The sequence below is a fragment of the Microterricola viridarii genome, assembly GCF_001542775.1.
GTDB classification, from domain to species: Bacteria; Actinomycetota; Actinomycetes; order Actinomycetales; family Microbacteriaceae; genus Microterricola; species Microterricola viridarii_A.
On sequence record NZ_CP014145.1, the window covers coordinates 41607 to 57325 of the forward strand.

General features: G+C 69.3%; 11 protein-coding genes. 8 read left to right on the forward strand and 3 right to left on the reverse strand.

The genetic code is table 11. The features are described 5' to 3' along the window. The first annotated feature begins 20 nt into the window (after positions 1-20). From AWU67_RS00195 to AWU67_RS00210, 4 genes are all read left to right on the forward strand, one after another. Positions 21-4088, forward strand: a complete 4068-nt coding sequence (locus AWU67_RS00195) for an ExeM/NucH family extracellular endonuclease (protein WP_067225373.1) — start codon at positions 21-23, stop codon at positions 4086-4088. A gap of 94 nt (positions 4089-4182) precedes the next feature. Beyond that, complete coding sequence (locus AWU67_RS00200; protein ID WP_067225375.1) at positions 4183-4854, forward strand: hypothetical protein; 672 nt, start codon at positions 4183-4185, stop codon at positions 4852-4854. 105 nt (positions 4855-4959) lie between these two features. Beyond that, complete coding sequence (locus AWU67_RS00205) at positions 4960-5676, forward strand: YcnI family protein (RefSeq protein WP_067225377.1); 717 nt, start codon at positions 4960-4962, stop codon at positions 5674-5676. Between the two features lie 11 nt (positions 5677-5687). Next, positions 5688-6287: a copper resistance CopC family protein gene (locus AWU67_RS00210; protein ID WP_067225378.1), complete on the forward strand. Its 600-nt coding sequence runs from the start codon at positions 5688-5690 to the stop codon at positions 6285-6287. 75 nt (positions 6288-6362) lie between these two features. Here AWU67_RS00210 and AWU67_RS00215 read toward each other — a convergent pair whose 3' ends face one another. Beyond that, positions 6363-7028 carry a fasciclin domain-containing protein gene (locus tag AWU67_RS00215; protein WP_067225380.1) on the reverse strand — a complete coding sequence of 222 codons (666 nt, stop codon included), beginning with the start codon at positions 7026-7028 and terminating at the stop codon, positions 6363-6365. A 196-nt stretch (positions 7029-7224) separates the two neighbouring features. On the opposite strand from AWU67_RS00215, the gene AWU67_RS00220 reads away from it, so the two are divergent. From AWU67_RS00220 to AWU67_RS00230, 3 genes are all read left to right on the forward strand, one after another. Further along, complete coding sequence (locus tag AWU67_RS00220) at positions 7225-8952, forward strand: cytochrome c biogenesis protein DipZ (RefSeq protein WP_067225382.1); 1728 nt, start codon at positions 7225-7227, stop codon at positions 8950-8952. A gap of 360 nt (positions 8953-9312) precedes the next feature. Beyond that, positions 9313-11328, forward strand: coding sequence for a DNA helicase RecQ (recQ, locus tag AWU67_RS00225; RefSeq protein WP_082716666.1), 2016 nt, complete (start codon positions 9313-9315; stop codon positions 11326-11328). Positions 11329-12028: 700 nt separating this feature from the next. Next, complete coding sequence (locus tag AWU67_RS00230) at positions 12029-12550, forward strand: GNAT family N-acetyltransferase (protein ID WP_067225385.1); 522 nt, start codon at positions 12029-12031, stop codon at positions 12548-12550. 3 nt (positions 12551-12553) lie between these two features. On the opposite strand, the gene AWU67_RS00235 is transcribed toward AWU67_RS00230, so the two are convergent. Next, positions 12554-13027, reverse strand: coding sequence for a GNAT family N-acetyltransferase (locus AWU67_RS00235; RefSeq protein ID WP_067225387.1), 474 nt, complete (start codon positions 13025-13027; stop codon positions 12554-12556). Positions 13028-13175: 148 nt separating this feature from the next. Between AWU67_RS00235 and AWU67_RS00240 the strand changes: the two genes are divergently transcribed. Beyond that, positions 13176-14993 (forward strand): glycoside hydrolase family 3 protein, encoded by a 1818-nt coding sequence (locus AWU67_RS00240; protein WP_067225389.1) that lies wholly within the window; start codon positions 13176-13178, stop codon positions 14991-14993. Positions 14994-15072: 79 nt separating this feature from the next. Here the strand turns inward: AWU67_RS00240 and AWU67_RS00245 are convergent, their stop codons facing one another. Further along, the gene (locus AWU67_RS00245; RefSeq protein ID WP_067225391.1) at positions 15073-15687 is read right to left on the reverse strand and encodes a Pr6Pr family membrane protein; all 615 of its coding nucleotides are present in this window, start codon (positions 15685-15687) and stop codon (positions 15073-15075) included. Positions 15688-15719 lie beyond the last annotated feature (32 nt).

Consider the following 15719-nt stretch of genomic DNA (forward strand, 5'->3'; position numbering starts at 1 on the left):
ACACTAGGACAGGAGATCTCGTGCACCAGAAACACAGCTCCCGGGCGCGGAGGCTCGGAGCGCTCGCCGTCACCACGACGGCGGCGCTCGCCCTCTCGACCTTCGGCGCGGCTCCGGCCTTCGCGGCCGACCCCGTCGTGACGGCCGCCACCCACACCATCGCCGAGGTTCAGGGAACCGGCGCAGCCAGCCCGCTCCCGGCCGGAACGATCGTCACTGTCGACGGCATCGTCACCGCTGACCACCGCGCGGGCGGCTACCGCGGAATCTACGTGCAGACCCCCGGCGTCGGCGGCACCGTCGACCCGACCCCCGGGGCATCCGACGGCATCTTCGTGTTCCTCGGCAGCAACGCGGCGGCCGGCATCGCCATCGGCGACCAGATCACCGTGACCGGAGTGCCCAGCGAGTTCAACAGCGTCACCCAGATCTCCGCGACCACGCCCAACTCGGTGGCGCTCGTGACCGCCGGCGTCGGCCTGCCCGCACCTGTCGCCCTGCCGGACAGCGTGCGCGGCGACGCGCGCGAGGCCTACGAGGGCATGCTGGTCGCCCCGACCGGCACCTACACGCTGACATCCACGCACAGCCTGTTCTCCTTCGGCGAGCTCTGGCTGAACGCCGGTGCAGACCCCGCGATCAAGAACACCGAGGTCACCGCGCCCGGTGCAGAGGCCGCCGCCATCGCCGCGGCCAACAAGGCCGCACGCCTGCTGGTCGACGACGGCTACAGCATCCGCGTCGACGCCGTTGCCCACGTCGGCGAGCAGCCCTACCTCACCAAGGACACCGTCGTCAGGAACGGCGACACCGCCGTCTTCCCGAGCGCCGGCATGGTGCTCAGCTACGCGTTCAACGAGTGGCGGCTGCAGCCCCAGCTCCCGTTGATCGACAGCAGCGACCCCGCCCTCAAGGTCTCGTTCACGCCCGTGAACCTCCGCCAGGACGCCCCGCCCGCTGTCGGCGGCGACGTGAAGCTCGCCTCGTTCAACGTGTTCAACTACTTCACGACTCTCTCCTCGGTGAACTCCGGGGCCCGCGGGGCCGCGACACAGGCCGAGTTCGACATCCAGAAGTCCAAGATCGTCGCGGCGATCAACGGCCTGGACGCCGACGTCGTCGCCCTGATGGAGATCGAGAACTCGGTCAAGCTCGGCACCCCGGCCGACATCGACCACGCCCTGAACGACCTGGTCGCCGGCCTCAATGCCGATGCCGGTTCCGAGGTGTGGGCCGCCGTTCCGACGCCGACCGCACTGAACGATGCGGCCATCACCGACTTCATCACGAGCGCCCTCATCTATAAGAAGGATGCCGTGGCAACCGTCGGCGACAGCAAGACCGTCATCGACGAGACGGTGTGGGACATCGCGCGCGAGCCGATCGCCCAGACGTTCAGCATCGGCGCCCGCACGGTCACCGTCGTGGCCAACCACTTCAAGTCGAAGTCCCCGGCCAGCGGCAACACGGCGCCGGAGCCGGCCGACGGCCAGGGCTTCTTCAACGCCGAACGCACCGAACAGGCGCAGTCCCTGCTCAAGTTCAGCACGGACCTGCAGACGGCGTCCGGCAGCGACGACGTGTTCCTGATCGGCGATTTCAACGCCTACGCGCACGAAGACCCGATCAACGTGTTCACGGCCGCAGGCTGGAGCGACCTGGTTCCGGCGAAGGCAGCCGGCCAGTACACCTACAGCTTCAACGGCGAGCTCGGCTCGCTCGACCATGTGCTCGCCTCGCCATCCGTGGCCCCGCGGGTGACCGGTGCCGGTGTCTGGAACATCAACTCGCCCGAGTGGGGCGACCGCGGCTACGAGTTCGGCGCGACCGAGGCGGGCACGCCGTTCCGCTCCAGCGACCACGACCCGATCGTGGTCGGCCTCAACAGCGAGGCCGTCCCGGTCGACATCAGCCTGGTCACCGTGAACGACTTCCACGGCCGGATCGAGCAGTTGGCGCCCTCCGGTGGCGCGGCGGTGCTGGCCGGCGCGGTCAAGCAGGTGCGCGACGCGAACCCGAACACGGTCTTCGCCGCGGCGGGCGACCTGATCGGTGCCTCCACCTTCACCTCGTTCATCCAGCAGGACAACCCGACGATCGACGCGTTGAACGCGGCAGGGCTCGACGTGAGCTCCGTCGGCAACCATGAGTTCGACCAGGGCTTCGCCGACCTCACCGACCGGGTGATCCCGCGTGCGAACTGGGAGTACCTCGTGGCCAACGTCTACGACAAGACCACGGGCAAGCCGGCGCTGGACGAGTACTACACCGAGACGTTCCAGGGCGTCACGATCGGTTTCATCGGCGCCGTCACCGAGGAACTGCCCTCGCTGGTCAGCCCGGCCGGCATCGCCGACCTCGAGGTGCGCGACACGGTCACCGAGGTGAACCGCGTGGCCGCCCAGCTGCGCGACGGCGACCAGAGCAACGGCGAGGCGGATGTCATCGTCCTGCTCATCCACGAGGGAGCGACGACCACGGCGAAGGCCTCGGCCGAGGACACCAGCACGGCGTTCGGCAAGATCGTCGCCGGCGTCGACTCCGACGTCAACGCGATCGTCTCCGGGCACACACACCTCGCCTACAACCACGTGATCAACGGGCGCCCGGTGATCTCAAGCGGCCAGTACGGCGAGAAGTTCGGCCTGATGGACATCAAGGTGAACCCGCAGACCAAAGAGATCCTCTCCATGGTCAACGAGACGCTCCCGCTGATGACCGACGCGATCCCAGCGACGCCGACGACGCCGATGGTGCCGGCCAAGCCGCTCTACTCGGCGGTGCCGGAGGTGCAGTCGATCGTCGGCGAGGCGGTGGCCACGGCGGCCGTGCTCGGCGCGAAGAAGCTCGGTGACATCACCGGCCCGTTCAACCGTTCCAAGCTCGCCAACGGCACAACCGAGAACCGCGGCGGCGAGTCGACGCTCGGCAGCTTCGTGGCCGACGTGCAGCTCTGGGCGACGCAGAACGCCGGTGCGCAGATCGCGTTCATGAACCCGGGCGGCCTGCGCACCGACATGCCGTATGCCAGCTCGGGGCCGACCGACCCCGACGGCAACGTCACATACAAGGAGGCCGCCGTCGTCCAGCCGTTCGCCAACACTCTGGTGGCGATGGACCTGACCGGTGCCCAGCTGCGCGAGGCGCTCGAACAGCAGTGGCAGCCGGCCTCCGCGAGCCGACCGTTCCTCAAGCTCGGCGTCTCGAAGGGTCTGGTCTACGACTACAACCCCTCCGGCGCCGCCGGGTCCCGAGTCGGCACGATCACGCTGAACGGTGTGGCCATCGATCCGAAAGCCAGCTACAAGGTCACGGTGAACTCGTTCCTGTCCTCCGGCGGTGACAACTTCACGGCGTTTGCGGGGGGCACCAACAAGGCAGACACGGGCAAGGTCGATCTGGCCGCCATGGTCGACTACCTCGCCGCCAACTCGCCGGTCTCGCCCGACTTCGCCCAGCGCGCTGTCGGTGCGGTGCTGACGCCGCCGGCCGCGGCCGCCGGGTACGTCGCGGGGGAGAGCGTGACGGTCACGCTCAGCTCGCTGGCGTTCGGCGACGCGTCGACGCCCGCCCCCGGAACCGTCGACATCGCGCTCGGCGGCACGGTGCTGGCATCCGCCCCCGTCGACAACATCGTGAGCAACGAGGTGTTCGACGAGAATGGAAAGGCCACGGCGACGTTCACGATCCCGGCCGGTATCGACGGGGTGCAGCAGCTCGCGATCACCGTCGCCGCCACCGGCACCGCGGTCAAGGTGCCGATCTCCATCCAGAAGGCCGTCGTGCCGGTGACGGTATCCAGCGTCACGGTCGGAGCACCGAACAAGCTGCTGGCCAACGCCAGCTCCACGGTGCGCTACTCGGTCGTGGTCGCGGCAGCCAAGGGGCAGCAGGTGACGGGAACCGTCGAGGTGCTGGACGGCAACAAGGTCGTCGCGACCATGCAGCTCACCGCGAAGGACAAGGGCAAGGCAAGCGTGAACCTGCCGAAGCTCAGCCGCGGTGTGCACCTGCTGAAGGCGCGCTTCCTTGGCTCCGCCACGGTGAAGGCCTCCACCAGCCTGCCCGTGCCGCTGATCCTCTGGTAACGCAGGCCTGAGCGCCGGAGGCCCCTCTCGATCCTGGATCGGGAGGGGCCTCCTCGTCCCCTGGCGCGCGTCCTGCGCGCGATAGAGTTGGAGCATGATGAGCACACGCTGGGCGCGCTTCACGCGCGGGTGGCTCATCGCCGTGTTCTCGGTCTTCGTCGCGGCGCTCTCGCACAGCTTCGCCGGCGGTGTCACACCCGGCTGGCTGGCCATCGTGCTGTCGCTGGCCTTCGCCTCGATGCTCAGCATCGGGTTGTCCGGTCCGCGGCGCCCCGCGTCCGGCCGCAGCACGGCTGCGCCATGGCGGGTCGTGCTCTCCGTCGCCGGCAGCCAGCTCGTCTTCCACGGACTGTTCAGCCTGTTCGGCGCGCAGCTCGCCGCCACCCAGCCGGCAGGCGCTGGCGTGCACGCCGGCCACCACCTCAGCTCAGCCGACATCGCGGCTCAGCTGGCAGCGGCCACACCCCTCGCGCCTTCGCCGCTGGCCGGCGCCCACCACGACGTGTGGATGCTGTTCGGCCACACCATCGCCGGCCTCCTCAGCGTGGCCGCGATCCTGCGCGGAGAGCAGGCCCTGCGCGGGCTGCTGCGCACCGCCGGCCTCGCTCTGAAGGCCCTGGCCGCGCGCCCGATCGCTCTCTCCCCGATCCCGGATGCCGCGCCGGCCCGCCCGGGCGCCGCCGCCGCGGTGTGGATCCCGCGCCCGCTCGATGTCGTGCACGCTGCGCTGCGGCACCGCGGGCCGCCGGTGCTCGCGCGCGCCTAACGCGCCCCACCGCGTCATCCACACACTTTCGCCGAACTCAGACCGGCCGCCCAGCCCACGGTGTTCACCGCGCAGCGGCTCCTCGGCACCACAGCAAGGATTCTCATGACCAGTCGTACCCGCTCCACCCGCACCCTCGCCTTCGCCGGCCTCGCCGCCGGTGCGCTGCTCGCCGTCGGAGCGCCGCTGGCGGCATCCGCCCACGTCAGCGTCACACCGAGCGACACCGCCGCCGGCTCCTACGCACTGCTGACCTTCTCGGTCGGCCACGGCTGCGAGGGCGCAGCCACCACCCGCATCGCCATCGACATCCCCGAGAGCATCGTCAGCGTCACCCCGACGGTCAACCCCAACTGGACGATCGAGAAGGTGAAGACCGGCGAGGGGGATGCCGCCCGCGTCTCGCAGGTCGTCTACACGGCCATCACGCCGCTGGAAGACGGGCTGCGCGACACGTTCGTGCTCTCGGCCAAGCTGCCAGCGGAGGCCGCCGGTGACACGCTCGAGTTCCCGGTGTTGCAGAACTGCACCGTCGGCGAGACCAACTGGAACGAGACCGCCGTCGCCGGTGAGGACGAGCCGAATGCACCCGCGCCCGCCTTCACGCTGACCGCGGCCTCTGCGGAGGGCGACGGCCACGGCCACGCCGCGTCCGGCGACGCTCTCGCGTCCACCGATGAGTCGGCCGGCGAGAGCTCGGTCGCCCCGGCCGAGCCGAGCTCCGACATCGTTGCCCGCGTGCTGGGTGTCGTCGGGCTCGTCGTCGGTGCCATCGGCATCGCGCTGGCCGTCATGACCCGCCGCTCAGCGGCGTCGAAGTAGGCGGTGGCACGATGCCCAGTCTGAAGATCCGTCGGCACCGCGCCCCGCTCGTCGTGGCCATCGCTCTGGGCGTCGTGCTGTTCGGTGCCGCCGGGCCGGCCTCCGCGCACAATCAGGTGACCGGCACCGTCCCCGCCGACGGCAGCGTGGTGACCGAGCAGCCCGGCACCTTCTCGGTGAGCACGAGCGACGCCCTGCTGCAAGCTGAGACCGGCAATGCCATGGTCGTCAGCGGGCCGGCATCCGACCCGCGCTACTACGGCGAGGGCTGCGGCGTCGTCACCGGCGGAACGCTCGCGCTCGACGCCCAGCTCGGCCAGCCCGGCACGTACACGGTGACCTGGCGGGCCATCTCGGTCGACTCGCACGTCATCTCGGACAGCTACGAGTTCGAGTGGGCGCCGAGCGCCGGGGTGCCGTTGGCCGAGGGCACCGTGGAGCCGAGCTGCGCAGCGGCCGGTTCCGGCACGAACACGCCGGCCCCGGATGCCGGCAGCTCCGGTACCGAGCCGGCCGCCGCACTCGGCGACGTGCTCTGGATCGGCGGCGGCGTGCTCGCAGCCCTGGTCGCCGTGCTGCTGACCGTGGTGCTGCTGCGCCGCAAGTCCTAGCGCGGCACAGCGAAGCGGCCCGGGTTCCTCGAACCCGGGCCGCTTTCGCGTCTGCCCGCCGCAGGCGGAGCAGCGTTAGTTGCTCGGCATCAGCACCGAGTCGATCAGGTACACCGTCGCGTTGGCGGTGTGCACTCCACCGCAGATGACCTTGGCACCGTTGACCATCAGGTTGTCTCCGCTCCCGGTGACTTCCACAGTGCCGCCCTCAACCGTGGTGTGGGTGCCGACGATGGCATCCGGGGCGATCTGACCGGGCACCACGTGGTAGGTCAGGATCTTGGTGAGCAGGGCCGAATCGGTCTTCAGGGTGTCGATCGTCGCCGGGTCGATGGCCGCGAAGGCGCTGTCAACAGGGGCGAACACGGTGAACTCGGATCCGTTGAGCGTTCCGACGAGGTTGACGTCCGGGTTCAGCTGTCCGGAGACCGCGGCGGTCAACGTGGTCAGCATCGGGTTGTTCGATGCGGCCACGGCGACCGGGTCAGCCGACATGCCCATGATCGACCCGTCGCCGGTGGGAACGGCGTCGGCGTAGGCGGAGCAGCCGGGGCCGACGAGGTCGGCGGCCGGGTCGGCCGTCATGGCCTGCGGCGAGCTGCTCGGCGAGGTCTCCGCGCTGCTCGAGCTGGAACTGCCGGAGCCGGTCGTTGACGTGTCCATGGAACAGCCGGCCAGGGCGAGCGCCGCGACGGCCGCGATCGAGAGGGTGGTGAGCGTGCTGCGAGTGAGGTGACGCATGGAATTTCTCCTTCGATAATTCGGCGGATGCCGGGGCCCACGCGCTGTGAGGGCTCAACAGGGCGTTCGGGGGCATCCGCGGATCGGATTGGTCTGCTGCCCAGAAAATTCCGAATCAATCCCGCACCAATCGGTTGGGGGCACGGCACCGAACCATTCGCAGCCGAATCTTCGGCCATCGTTTCGAGAGGACATCGTGCTCACCCTCGCTCTCATCGGCTTCGCCGGAGGCCTCATAACCGGCATCTCGCCGTGCATCCTGCCCGTGCTGCCCGTCATCTTCCTCTCGGGCGGCGTGCAGAGTGCCCGCACCCAGTCAGGCGACGTTGCGGCACCGACCGCGCCGTCGCGGTGGCGGCCCTACTTCGTGATCCTCGGCCTCGTTGTGAGCTTCAGCGTGTTCACGCTGATCGGCTCGCTGATTCTGGCCGTGCTCGGCCTGCCCCAGGATGTGCTGCGCTGGGCCGGACTCGTCGTGCTGGTGCTGATCGGCGTTGGCCTGATCGTGCCCCAGTTCGAGGCGATCTTGGAGAAGCCGTTCGCGTGGATCCCCAAGAAGGATGTCGGCACCGAGCGCGGCGGCTTCGTGCTCGGCATCGCGCTCGGCGCGGTGTACGTGCCCTGCGCCGGGCCGGTGCTTGCCGCCATCACCGTCGCCGGCTCGACAGGGCGCATCGGCCTCGAAACCGTCGTCCTCACCGCAACGTTCGCGGTCGGGGCTGCGCTGCCGCTGCTGATCTTCGCACTGGCCGGCCGCCGCGTTGCCGAGCGGGTGCGCAGCTTCCGCAAGCACCAGCGCGGCATCCGCATCACCGGCGGCATCGTCATGATCGCGTTGGCCATCGGTCTGGTCTTCAACGTGCCCCAGCTGCTGCAGCGCCTCGTGCCCGACTACACGAGCGCACTGCAGGGCCAATTCGGCAACTCAGAGCAGGTAAGCAAGGCCCTGGCACTCGGCGGGCTGGTCAATGATCAGAACAAGGATCTCGACAAGTGCACAGACGGGGCAAGTGTGCTTGAGAGCTGCGGCACGGCGCCGGACATCCAGGGCATCCAGGAGTGGTTCAACACCCCGGGCAACGCGCCGATCGCACTCGACCAGCTGCACGGCAAGGTCGTGCTCGTCGACTTCTGGGCCTACTCCTGCATCAACTGCCAGCGGTCGGTGCCGCACGTCGTCGCCTGGGACAAGGCATACCGTGCCGCCGGCCTCGAGGTGATCGGGGTGCACTCGCCCGAGTACGCCTTCGAGAAGGTCCCCGGCAACGTGCAGGCCGGCGCCGCCGCACTCGGCATCGACTACCCGGTAGCGCTCGACAACAGCCTGTCGACGTGGACCAACTACCGCAACCGGTACTGGCCGGCGCACTACCTGATCGATGCGAAGGGCGTGGTTCGCCACATCAAGTTCGGCGAAGGCGGCTACGCCGACACCGAGAAGCTCATCCGCGAGCTGCTCGTCGCGGCAAACCCCGATGTGGTGCTGCCGCCCGCCACCGAGGTGGCCGATGCGACGCCCAGCGCTGGAGCGATCACCCCCGAGAGCTACCTCGGCACCACCAAGGCCGTGAACTTCGCCGGCGCTGAGAAGTACTCGGCGGCCACGAGCGCATTCGCGCTGCCAGCAGAGCAGCCTGCGAACAGCTTCGCCCTGGAGGGGGAGTGGACGCTCGGCACCCAGTCGATCGAGCCGGCCGCGCCGCGTGACGCGATCCGCCTCAACTACACCGGCAGCGAGGTGCGCATGGTGCTGTCGGGCAGCGGCACGATCACCGTCGCGGTCAACGGTGGTGCGCCGCAGAGCATCGACGTGAACGGGGTGCCGCGCTCCTACGAGCTGGTGAAGGCGGATGCCGCGGCATCCGGCACCCTCACGGTGACGATGGGCCCGGGCGTGCAGGCCTTCTCCTTCACCTTCGGATAACCCAAGGCACCCCGCCCGCCGGTCGGGTGGGAGCGCCGGCTCTCCTTCCCGCTGGTCGACGACGCGCCAGGGCTCCTTCCCGCTGGTCGACGAGGCGCCAGCGCTCCTTCCCGCTGGACAGGGACGCGCCAGGGCTCTTTCCCGCTGGTCGACGAGGCGCCAGCTCTCCTTCCCGCCGGACAGGGAGGTGCCAGCTCTCTTGCCCGCTGGTCGAATAGACGCCAGTGCTCTTTCCCGCTGGTCGAGTAGGCGCGCCAGCGCCGTATCGAGACCCGGTTTCCATCGAGAAACCGAGCATCGCGCCAGGCGGCCCTGATACCCCTCGCCGGAGCTGTCAGAGCCGCCGGTTACACTCAAAGCGTGACTTTTCTAGCGGAACCAGACTGGGCTGACGAGGGCTTCCCGCCTCCCCCCGAAGACGACTGGGCGCCGCCGGAAGACGGCTGGGTTCCGCCGGAAGACCCCTACTTCGCCGCTGCCCGCGCACAGGCTCCGGCCCGGCAGTACGCCGCAGCTCCCGCGACTCCCGGGCGCCCGTCGCCGGCCAAGTTCGCGAGCGCCGCCGAGGCACTGCACACCGTGTTCGGCTACGAGTCGTTCCGCGGTGAGCAGGGCGCCATCATCGAACAGCTCGCCGGCGGCGGCGACGCCGTCGTGCTGATGCCCACCGGCGGCGGCAAGAGCCTCTGCTACCAGATCCCCGCGCTGCTGCGCGAGGGCACCGGCATCGTCGTCTCGCCGCTGATCGCGCTGATGCAAGACCAGGTCGACGCGCTGAACGCCGTCGGCGTCCGGGCCGCCTACCTCAACTCCTCGCAGGATGCCGGCGAGCGTTCGAACGTCGAACGCGCCTACCTCGCCGGCGAACTCGACCTGCTCTACATCGCGCCGGAGCGGCTCGGCAGCGAGCAGGCGAAGCAGTTCCTGGCCCGCGGCCACGTCGCCCTGTTCGCGATCGACGAGGCACACTGTGTCTCGCAGTGGGGCCACGACTTCCGCCCGGACTACCTGGCCCTCGGCGAGCTGGCCGAGCGCTGGCCCGACGTGCCGCGCATTGCGCTCACCGCGACGGCGACGGATGCCACCCACAAGGAGATCACCTCTCGGCTGCACTTGGAGCGTGCCGCGCACTTCGTCTCCAGCTTCGACCGGCCGAACATCCAGTACCGGATCGTGGAGAAGAACGAGGTGCGCAAGCAGCTGCTCGACTTCATCCGCACCGAGCACACTGGCGATGCTGGCATCGTCTACGCGCTCTCCCGGGCGACCACCGAGAAGACGGCGGCGTTCCTGCAGGCCAACGGCGTGAACGCGCTGGCGTACCACGCGGGCCTCGACCAGGGCGTGCGCGCCCGCACCCAGTCGCGGTTCCTCCGTGAGGACGGCATCGTCGTCGTTGCCACGATCGCCTTCGGCATGGGCATCGACAAGCCCGATGTGCGCTTCGTCGCCCACATCGACCTGCCCAAGTCCGTCGAGGGCTACTACCAGGAGACCGGCCGCGCCGGCCGCGACGGAGAGCCGTCGACGGCCTGGCTCGCCTACGGCCTGCAAGACGTCGTGCAGCAGCGCCGCATGATCGACTCCTCGCCCGGCGACGTGACGCACAAGCGCCGCATGGCCGCGCACCTGGACGCCATGCTCGCGCTCTGCGAGACGGTCGAGTGCCGCCGCGTCAACCTGCTCAGCTACTTCGGCCAGCCGAGCTCACCCTGCGGTAACTGCGACACCTGTCTGGCTCCTCCCGCATCCTGGGACGGTACCGTTCCGGCGCAGAAGCTGCTCTCGACGGTGGTGCGGCTGCGCCGCGAGCGCAACCAGAGCTTCGGAGCCGGGCAGATCGTCGACATCCTGCGCGGCAAAACCACACCGCGCACCACGCAGCACAAGCACGAGGCTCTGGCGACCTGGGGCATTGGCGCCGACCTCGGCGACCAGCAGTGGCGCGGCGTCGTGCGCCAGCTGCTGGCGCAGGGCCTGCTCGCATCCACCGGCGACTACGGCACCCTGGCGATGACGGAAGCCGGGGCTGAGGTTCTCTCCGGCAATCGCGCCGTCTCGCTCCGCACCGAGCCGGAGCGGGCCGCGAGCAGCGGGCGCAGCCGGTCCAGCAAGCAGTCCGCGGCGCTCGCCGACCTCAGCCCGGCCGGTGTCGAGCTGTTCGAGGCGCTGCGCGCCTGGCGCTCCGAGACCGCCAAGGAGCTCGGCCAGCCCGCATACATCGTGTTCGGCGATGCCACGCTGAAAGCGGTGGCCGCGGCGAGGCCGCGCTCGCTCGCTGAGCTCGACGGCATCAGCGGCATCGGCGCCAAGAAGCTGGAGTCCTACGGCGAGGCTCTCGTCACGGTCGTCACCGCCTTCGCCCCCGTCGGCTAGTCCACACCGCCACCCGCGGGAGGGGTGTTGGCTTCGGTCGCTGGCGCTCCCTCGAGCCAACGGAATTCCCCCGTCGGCTCGAGGGAGCTTCCGCCCGAGGCCAGCGCCGCCCCCGCCGCGCCGCGCCCCCTCCCGCTGGACGAGTAGCGAGGAACGAGCGTATCGAGACCTCTCACGGGGCTCGGTTTCTCGCCGGAAGCCGGGTCTCGATACGGCCCTGGCGGGCCTACTCGACCAGCGAGTAGTGGTGCGTAGAGCCCGGCCGCCAGTCCCGTTGGCTCGAGCGAGCTTGCGCCCCCTCCCGCTGGTCGAGTAGCGAGGAACGAGCGTATCGAGACCTCGCACAAGATCCGGTTTCCCGCCGGAAGCCGGGTCTCGATACGGCCCTGACGGGCCTACTCGACCAACGGGAGTCTCGCCACACTCCCCGTTGGCTCGAGGGAGCTTGCGACCGAAGCCAGCCCCGCTCCCGCCTCCGCCGCGCCCCCTCCCGCTGGTCGAGTAGCGAGGAACGAGCGTATCGAGACCTCGCACGAGGCCCGGTTTCCCGTCGGAAGCCGGGTCTCGATACGGCCCTGGCGGGCCTACTCGACCAACGGGAGTCTCGCCACACTCCCCGTTGGCTCGAGGGAACTTGCGACCGAAGCCAACACTGCCCCACGACCTTGCCCGTGTCAGTGCCCGGTCTTAGCCTCGTCTCATGGATGAGACGATCACGCTCCGCCCGTGGCACGACCGGGACCTCCCCGTGCTGGAACGCAGCAACACCCCCGAGATGACGACCTTCCTCGGCGGACCGGAGTCCGACGAGGCGCTGCGAAACCGGCACGCCCGGTTCCTGCGGTTGTGGCAGGAGGGTGAGGCGCGCATGTTCGTCGTGGAGTCCTCGCGCGAGAACGAGCCGATCGGCTCTATCGGCTACTGGAAGAAGGAGTGGCAGGGCGAGGACGCCTACGAGACGGGGTGGAGCATCGCGACTGCCTATCAGGGGCGCGGGCTTGCCTCACGGGCGCTCGCAGCCTGCGTGGCCGATGCCGCGTCGCAGGGCGATCGCCGCCACCTCTTCGCGTTCCCGCGCACCGACAACGCCGCGTCGAACGCGCTGTGCCGCACGTCGGGGTTCACCTTGCGCGGCGAGGCTGACTTCGAGTATCCGAAGGGCAACCCGATCCGCTCGAACGTCTGGGTCTACGACCTCGCGGCCGGTGCGCCGACGCGCTGAGCCCTAGTCGAGCTTCTTGCTCATGTTGACCGCGGCGACGCCGTAGCCGAGTGACTCATAGAGTGCCTGCGCGCCCGTGTTGTAGCCGAAGACGTTCAGCCCGATCGACTGAGCCCCGAGCAGCCGCGCCTCGGCCTCACCGAGCTGCAGCGCCTCACGGGCGTAGCCGCGGCGCCGGTGCGCCTCGGCGATCTCGACATCCCACACCCACCAGTCCGTCTCGCTGCCGAACTGCGGGCCGATCCACAGGTAGCCGACTACGGTGCTCTCGGCGTCCGGCAGCACCACGTCGAACACCTGGTGCAGCGGCAGGGGAGCGCCGCTGCCGAAGAACCGCTCGGTCGACTCGGCGGCGCGCAGGCCGGCGAGTTCCTCTGATTCGCCCGCCGCGATGCGCGAGAGCCGGTAGTCCTCCTGTGAGGATGTGATCCACTCCGCGAGTCGCTGCTCCGGCATCGGTTTCAACTGCACGTTCATGCCTCGATGATCCCACGCCGGCGCGGGGTGCCGCTGGCTGCCAGTTTCCCGGGTCCACTCGAAAACCGAATGCCATTCGGGTTATGCTGCGTTGAGTGCAGCGTTGCGCGCCCGATCGACTTCTCGCGAAGTCGCAAGAGAGGACACCATGACAGAGTCGTCTGAGACGAAGACCACGGATGCCACGGCATCCGCCCCCATCGACCCGAGCTTCCGCGATGCGAGCCTGCCCATCGACGAGCGGGTGGAGCGCCTGCTCGCGCAGATGACGCTGGAGGAGAAGGCCGGCCTGTTCTTCCAGACCATGATCACCATGGGCGAGAACGGCCAGCTGGCGGAGGCCGACCCCGCTTTCGACCTGCCGTCGACCGACGAATACGTCAACGGTCTGCAGATGACCCACTTCAACCTGCTCGGGGCCGCGCCGACCGCCGAGGTGATGGCCGAGTGGCACAACCGCCTGCAGGAGCTCGCGGCGAAGACCCGCCTCGGCATCCCCGTCACGCTCTCCACCGACCCGCGCCACTCCTTCAGCGACAACCCCGGCGCCTCGATGATGGCCGGGCCGTTCTCCGAGTGGCCGGAGACCCTCGGCCTCGCCGCCATCGGCGACACCGAGCTGGTCGAGCGCTTCGGCGACATCGCCCGCCAGGAGTACGTCGCCGTCGGCCTGCGCGTCGCGCTGCACCCGCAGATCGACCTCGCCACCGAGCCGCGCTGGTCGCGCCAGGTGAACACCTTCGGTGAGAGCGCCGAGCTGAGCGGCGCCCTCGGCGCCGCCTACATCCGCGGCTTCCAGGGCGCGGAGATCGGCCCGGAGTCGGTCTCCACCATGACCAAGCACTTCCCGGGCGGCGGCCCGCAGAAGGACGGCGAGGACCCGCACTTCCCGCATGGCCGCGAGCAGGTCTACCCCGGCGACAACTTCGAGCACCACCTCAAGCCGTTCGAGGACGCCTTCGAGGCCGGCACCAGCCAGATCATGCCCTACTACGGCATGCCCGTCGGCACCGAGTACGAAGAGGTCGGCTTCGGCTTCAACAAGAGCGTCATCACCGGTCTGCTGCGCGAGCGCTACAAGTTCGACGGCATCGTCTGCACCGACTGGGGCCTGATCAATGACTCCGAGTTCATGGGCCAGCCGTTCCCGGCCCGTGCCTGGGGCGTCGAGCACCTCAGCCCGCGCGAGCGCATGGTCAAGGTGCTGGAGGCCGGCGCCGACCAGTTCGGCGGCGAGGACGTGCCGGGCATGCTCGTCGAGATCGTGCGCTCCGGCGAGGTCAGCGAGGCGCGCATCGACGAGTCCGCCCGTCGCCTGCTGCGCGAGAAGTTCCGTCTCGGCCTGTTCGACGCGCCCCTCGTCGACGTCGCCCGCGCGGCAAGCATCGTCGGCAACGAGGAGTTCCGCGCCGCCGGCGCTGCGGCCCAGCGTGCGGCCATCACGGTTCTGACCAACACGGTTTCGGATGCCGGCACGGCCACGCTCCCGCTGGCCCGCGGCATCCGCGTCTACGTCGAGGGCGTCGACGCCGAGGTCGCGGCGGGCTACGGCACCGTCGTCGCCACGCCGGCCGAGGCCGACGTCGCGATCGTGCGCCTGCAGGCCCCGTTCACCCCGCGCGACAACCACTTCGAGAACTTCTTCCACCAGGGCTCGCTCGACTTCGACGCCGAGACCATCGCCCACGTGCAGGAGCTCGCCGCGGTCGTCCCGACCGTCATCGACGTGTTCCTCGACCGCCCGGCGATCCTCACGCCGATCGTCGGGGACGTCGCGGCAATCGTCGGCAACTTCGGCGCCAGCAGCGCCGCACTGCTCGACGTGCTGTTCGGCGAGTTCACCCCGCAGGGCAAGCTGCCGATGGAACTGCCGAGCAGCATGGCCGCCGTCGAGGCGAACCGCCCCGACGTGCCCTTCGACACGAAGGACCCGCTGTTCCGTTTCGGCCACGGCCTGAGCTACTAGGAGTCGCCGCCTGGAAACGGGCGACAAGCGCAGAACGGGCCGCACCCCCACAGGGTGCGGCCCGTTCTGTCGTGCGGCCCTAAGGCTTCAGCACGCGCACTCGGCTCAACGCGTACGCCGCGTAGCCGAACAGGATCGTCACCGCCGAGATGATCAGGCAGTACACGGCGACGGAGGCGTAGCCGGTGGCCGGGTCGAGGAAGGGGTAGGGCACCCAGCCATCGCTCGCGCCGCGGATCAACACGACCACGAGCCAGATGACCGGGTAGATGAGCATCACCCAGAGCTTGTCGAAGGGCAGCTTCTTCCGGTCGCCGAAGAGCGCCCAGTCCAGCACGGCATAGATCGGGATCCAGATGTGCAGGATGTCGTTGGACCACTGAAGGTTGAACGAGTCGTCGAGGCCCGCATTGACGAGGATCGTGTTGTAGACGATGCCGACGATCGCCATCACGACCGTTGCCAGCGCACGCAGGTAGATGAGCCAGTCGGGCTGGGCGCGCTTGCTGAAGATGAAGAGCGCCGAAATGGCGAAGGCCATGGCGGCGATGATGTTGCTCTGGTTGGTGAAGTACCCGAAGAAGTTGAGCGGATAGACCGTCGTCAACGACGCGGTGTGCAGGAACTGGGCGGTGATCGCCACGACGATCGCGATGGCTGCGATCGCCCGGAGGCTGGCAAACAGAATCTTCACGGACTCACTCTCTGGCGCGCCGCCGACGCAAC

What these genes read in the sequence shown, in the direction of transcription:
- AWU67_RS00235 (WP_067225387.1), bottom strand. Translation starts at nt 13,027, where the DNA reads ATGAACGTGCAGTTGAAACCGATGCCGGAGCAGCGACTCGCGGAGTGG.
- AWU67_RS00240 (WP_067225389.1), top strand. Translation starts at nt 13,176, where the DNA reads ATGACAGAGTCGTCTGAGACGAAGACCACGGATGCCACGGCATCCGCC.
- AWU67_RS00205 (WP_067225377.1), top strand. Translation starts at nt 4,960, where the DNA reads ATGACCAGTCGTACCCGCTCCACCCGCACCCTCGCCTTCGCCGGCCTC.
- AWU67_RS00230 (WP_067225385.1), top strand. Translation starts at nt 12,029, where the DNA reads ATGGATGAGACGATCACGCTCCGCCCGTGGCACGACCGGGACCTCCCC.
- AWU67_RS00215 (WP_067225380.1), bottom strand. Translation starts at nt 7,028, where the DNA reads ATGCGTCACCTCACTCGCAGCACGCTCACCACCCTCTCGATCGCGGCC.
- AWU67_RS00200 (WP_067225375.1), top strand. Translation starts at nt 4,183, where the DNA reads ATGATGAGCACACGCTGGGCGCGCTTCACGCGCGGGTGGCTCATCGCC.
- AWU67_RS00210 (WP_067225378.1), top strand. Translation starts at nt 5,688, where the DNA reads ATGCCCAGTCTGAAGATCCGTCGGCACCGCGCCCCGCTCGTCGTGGCC.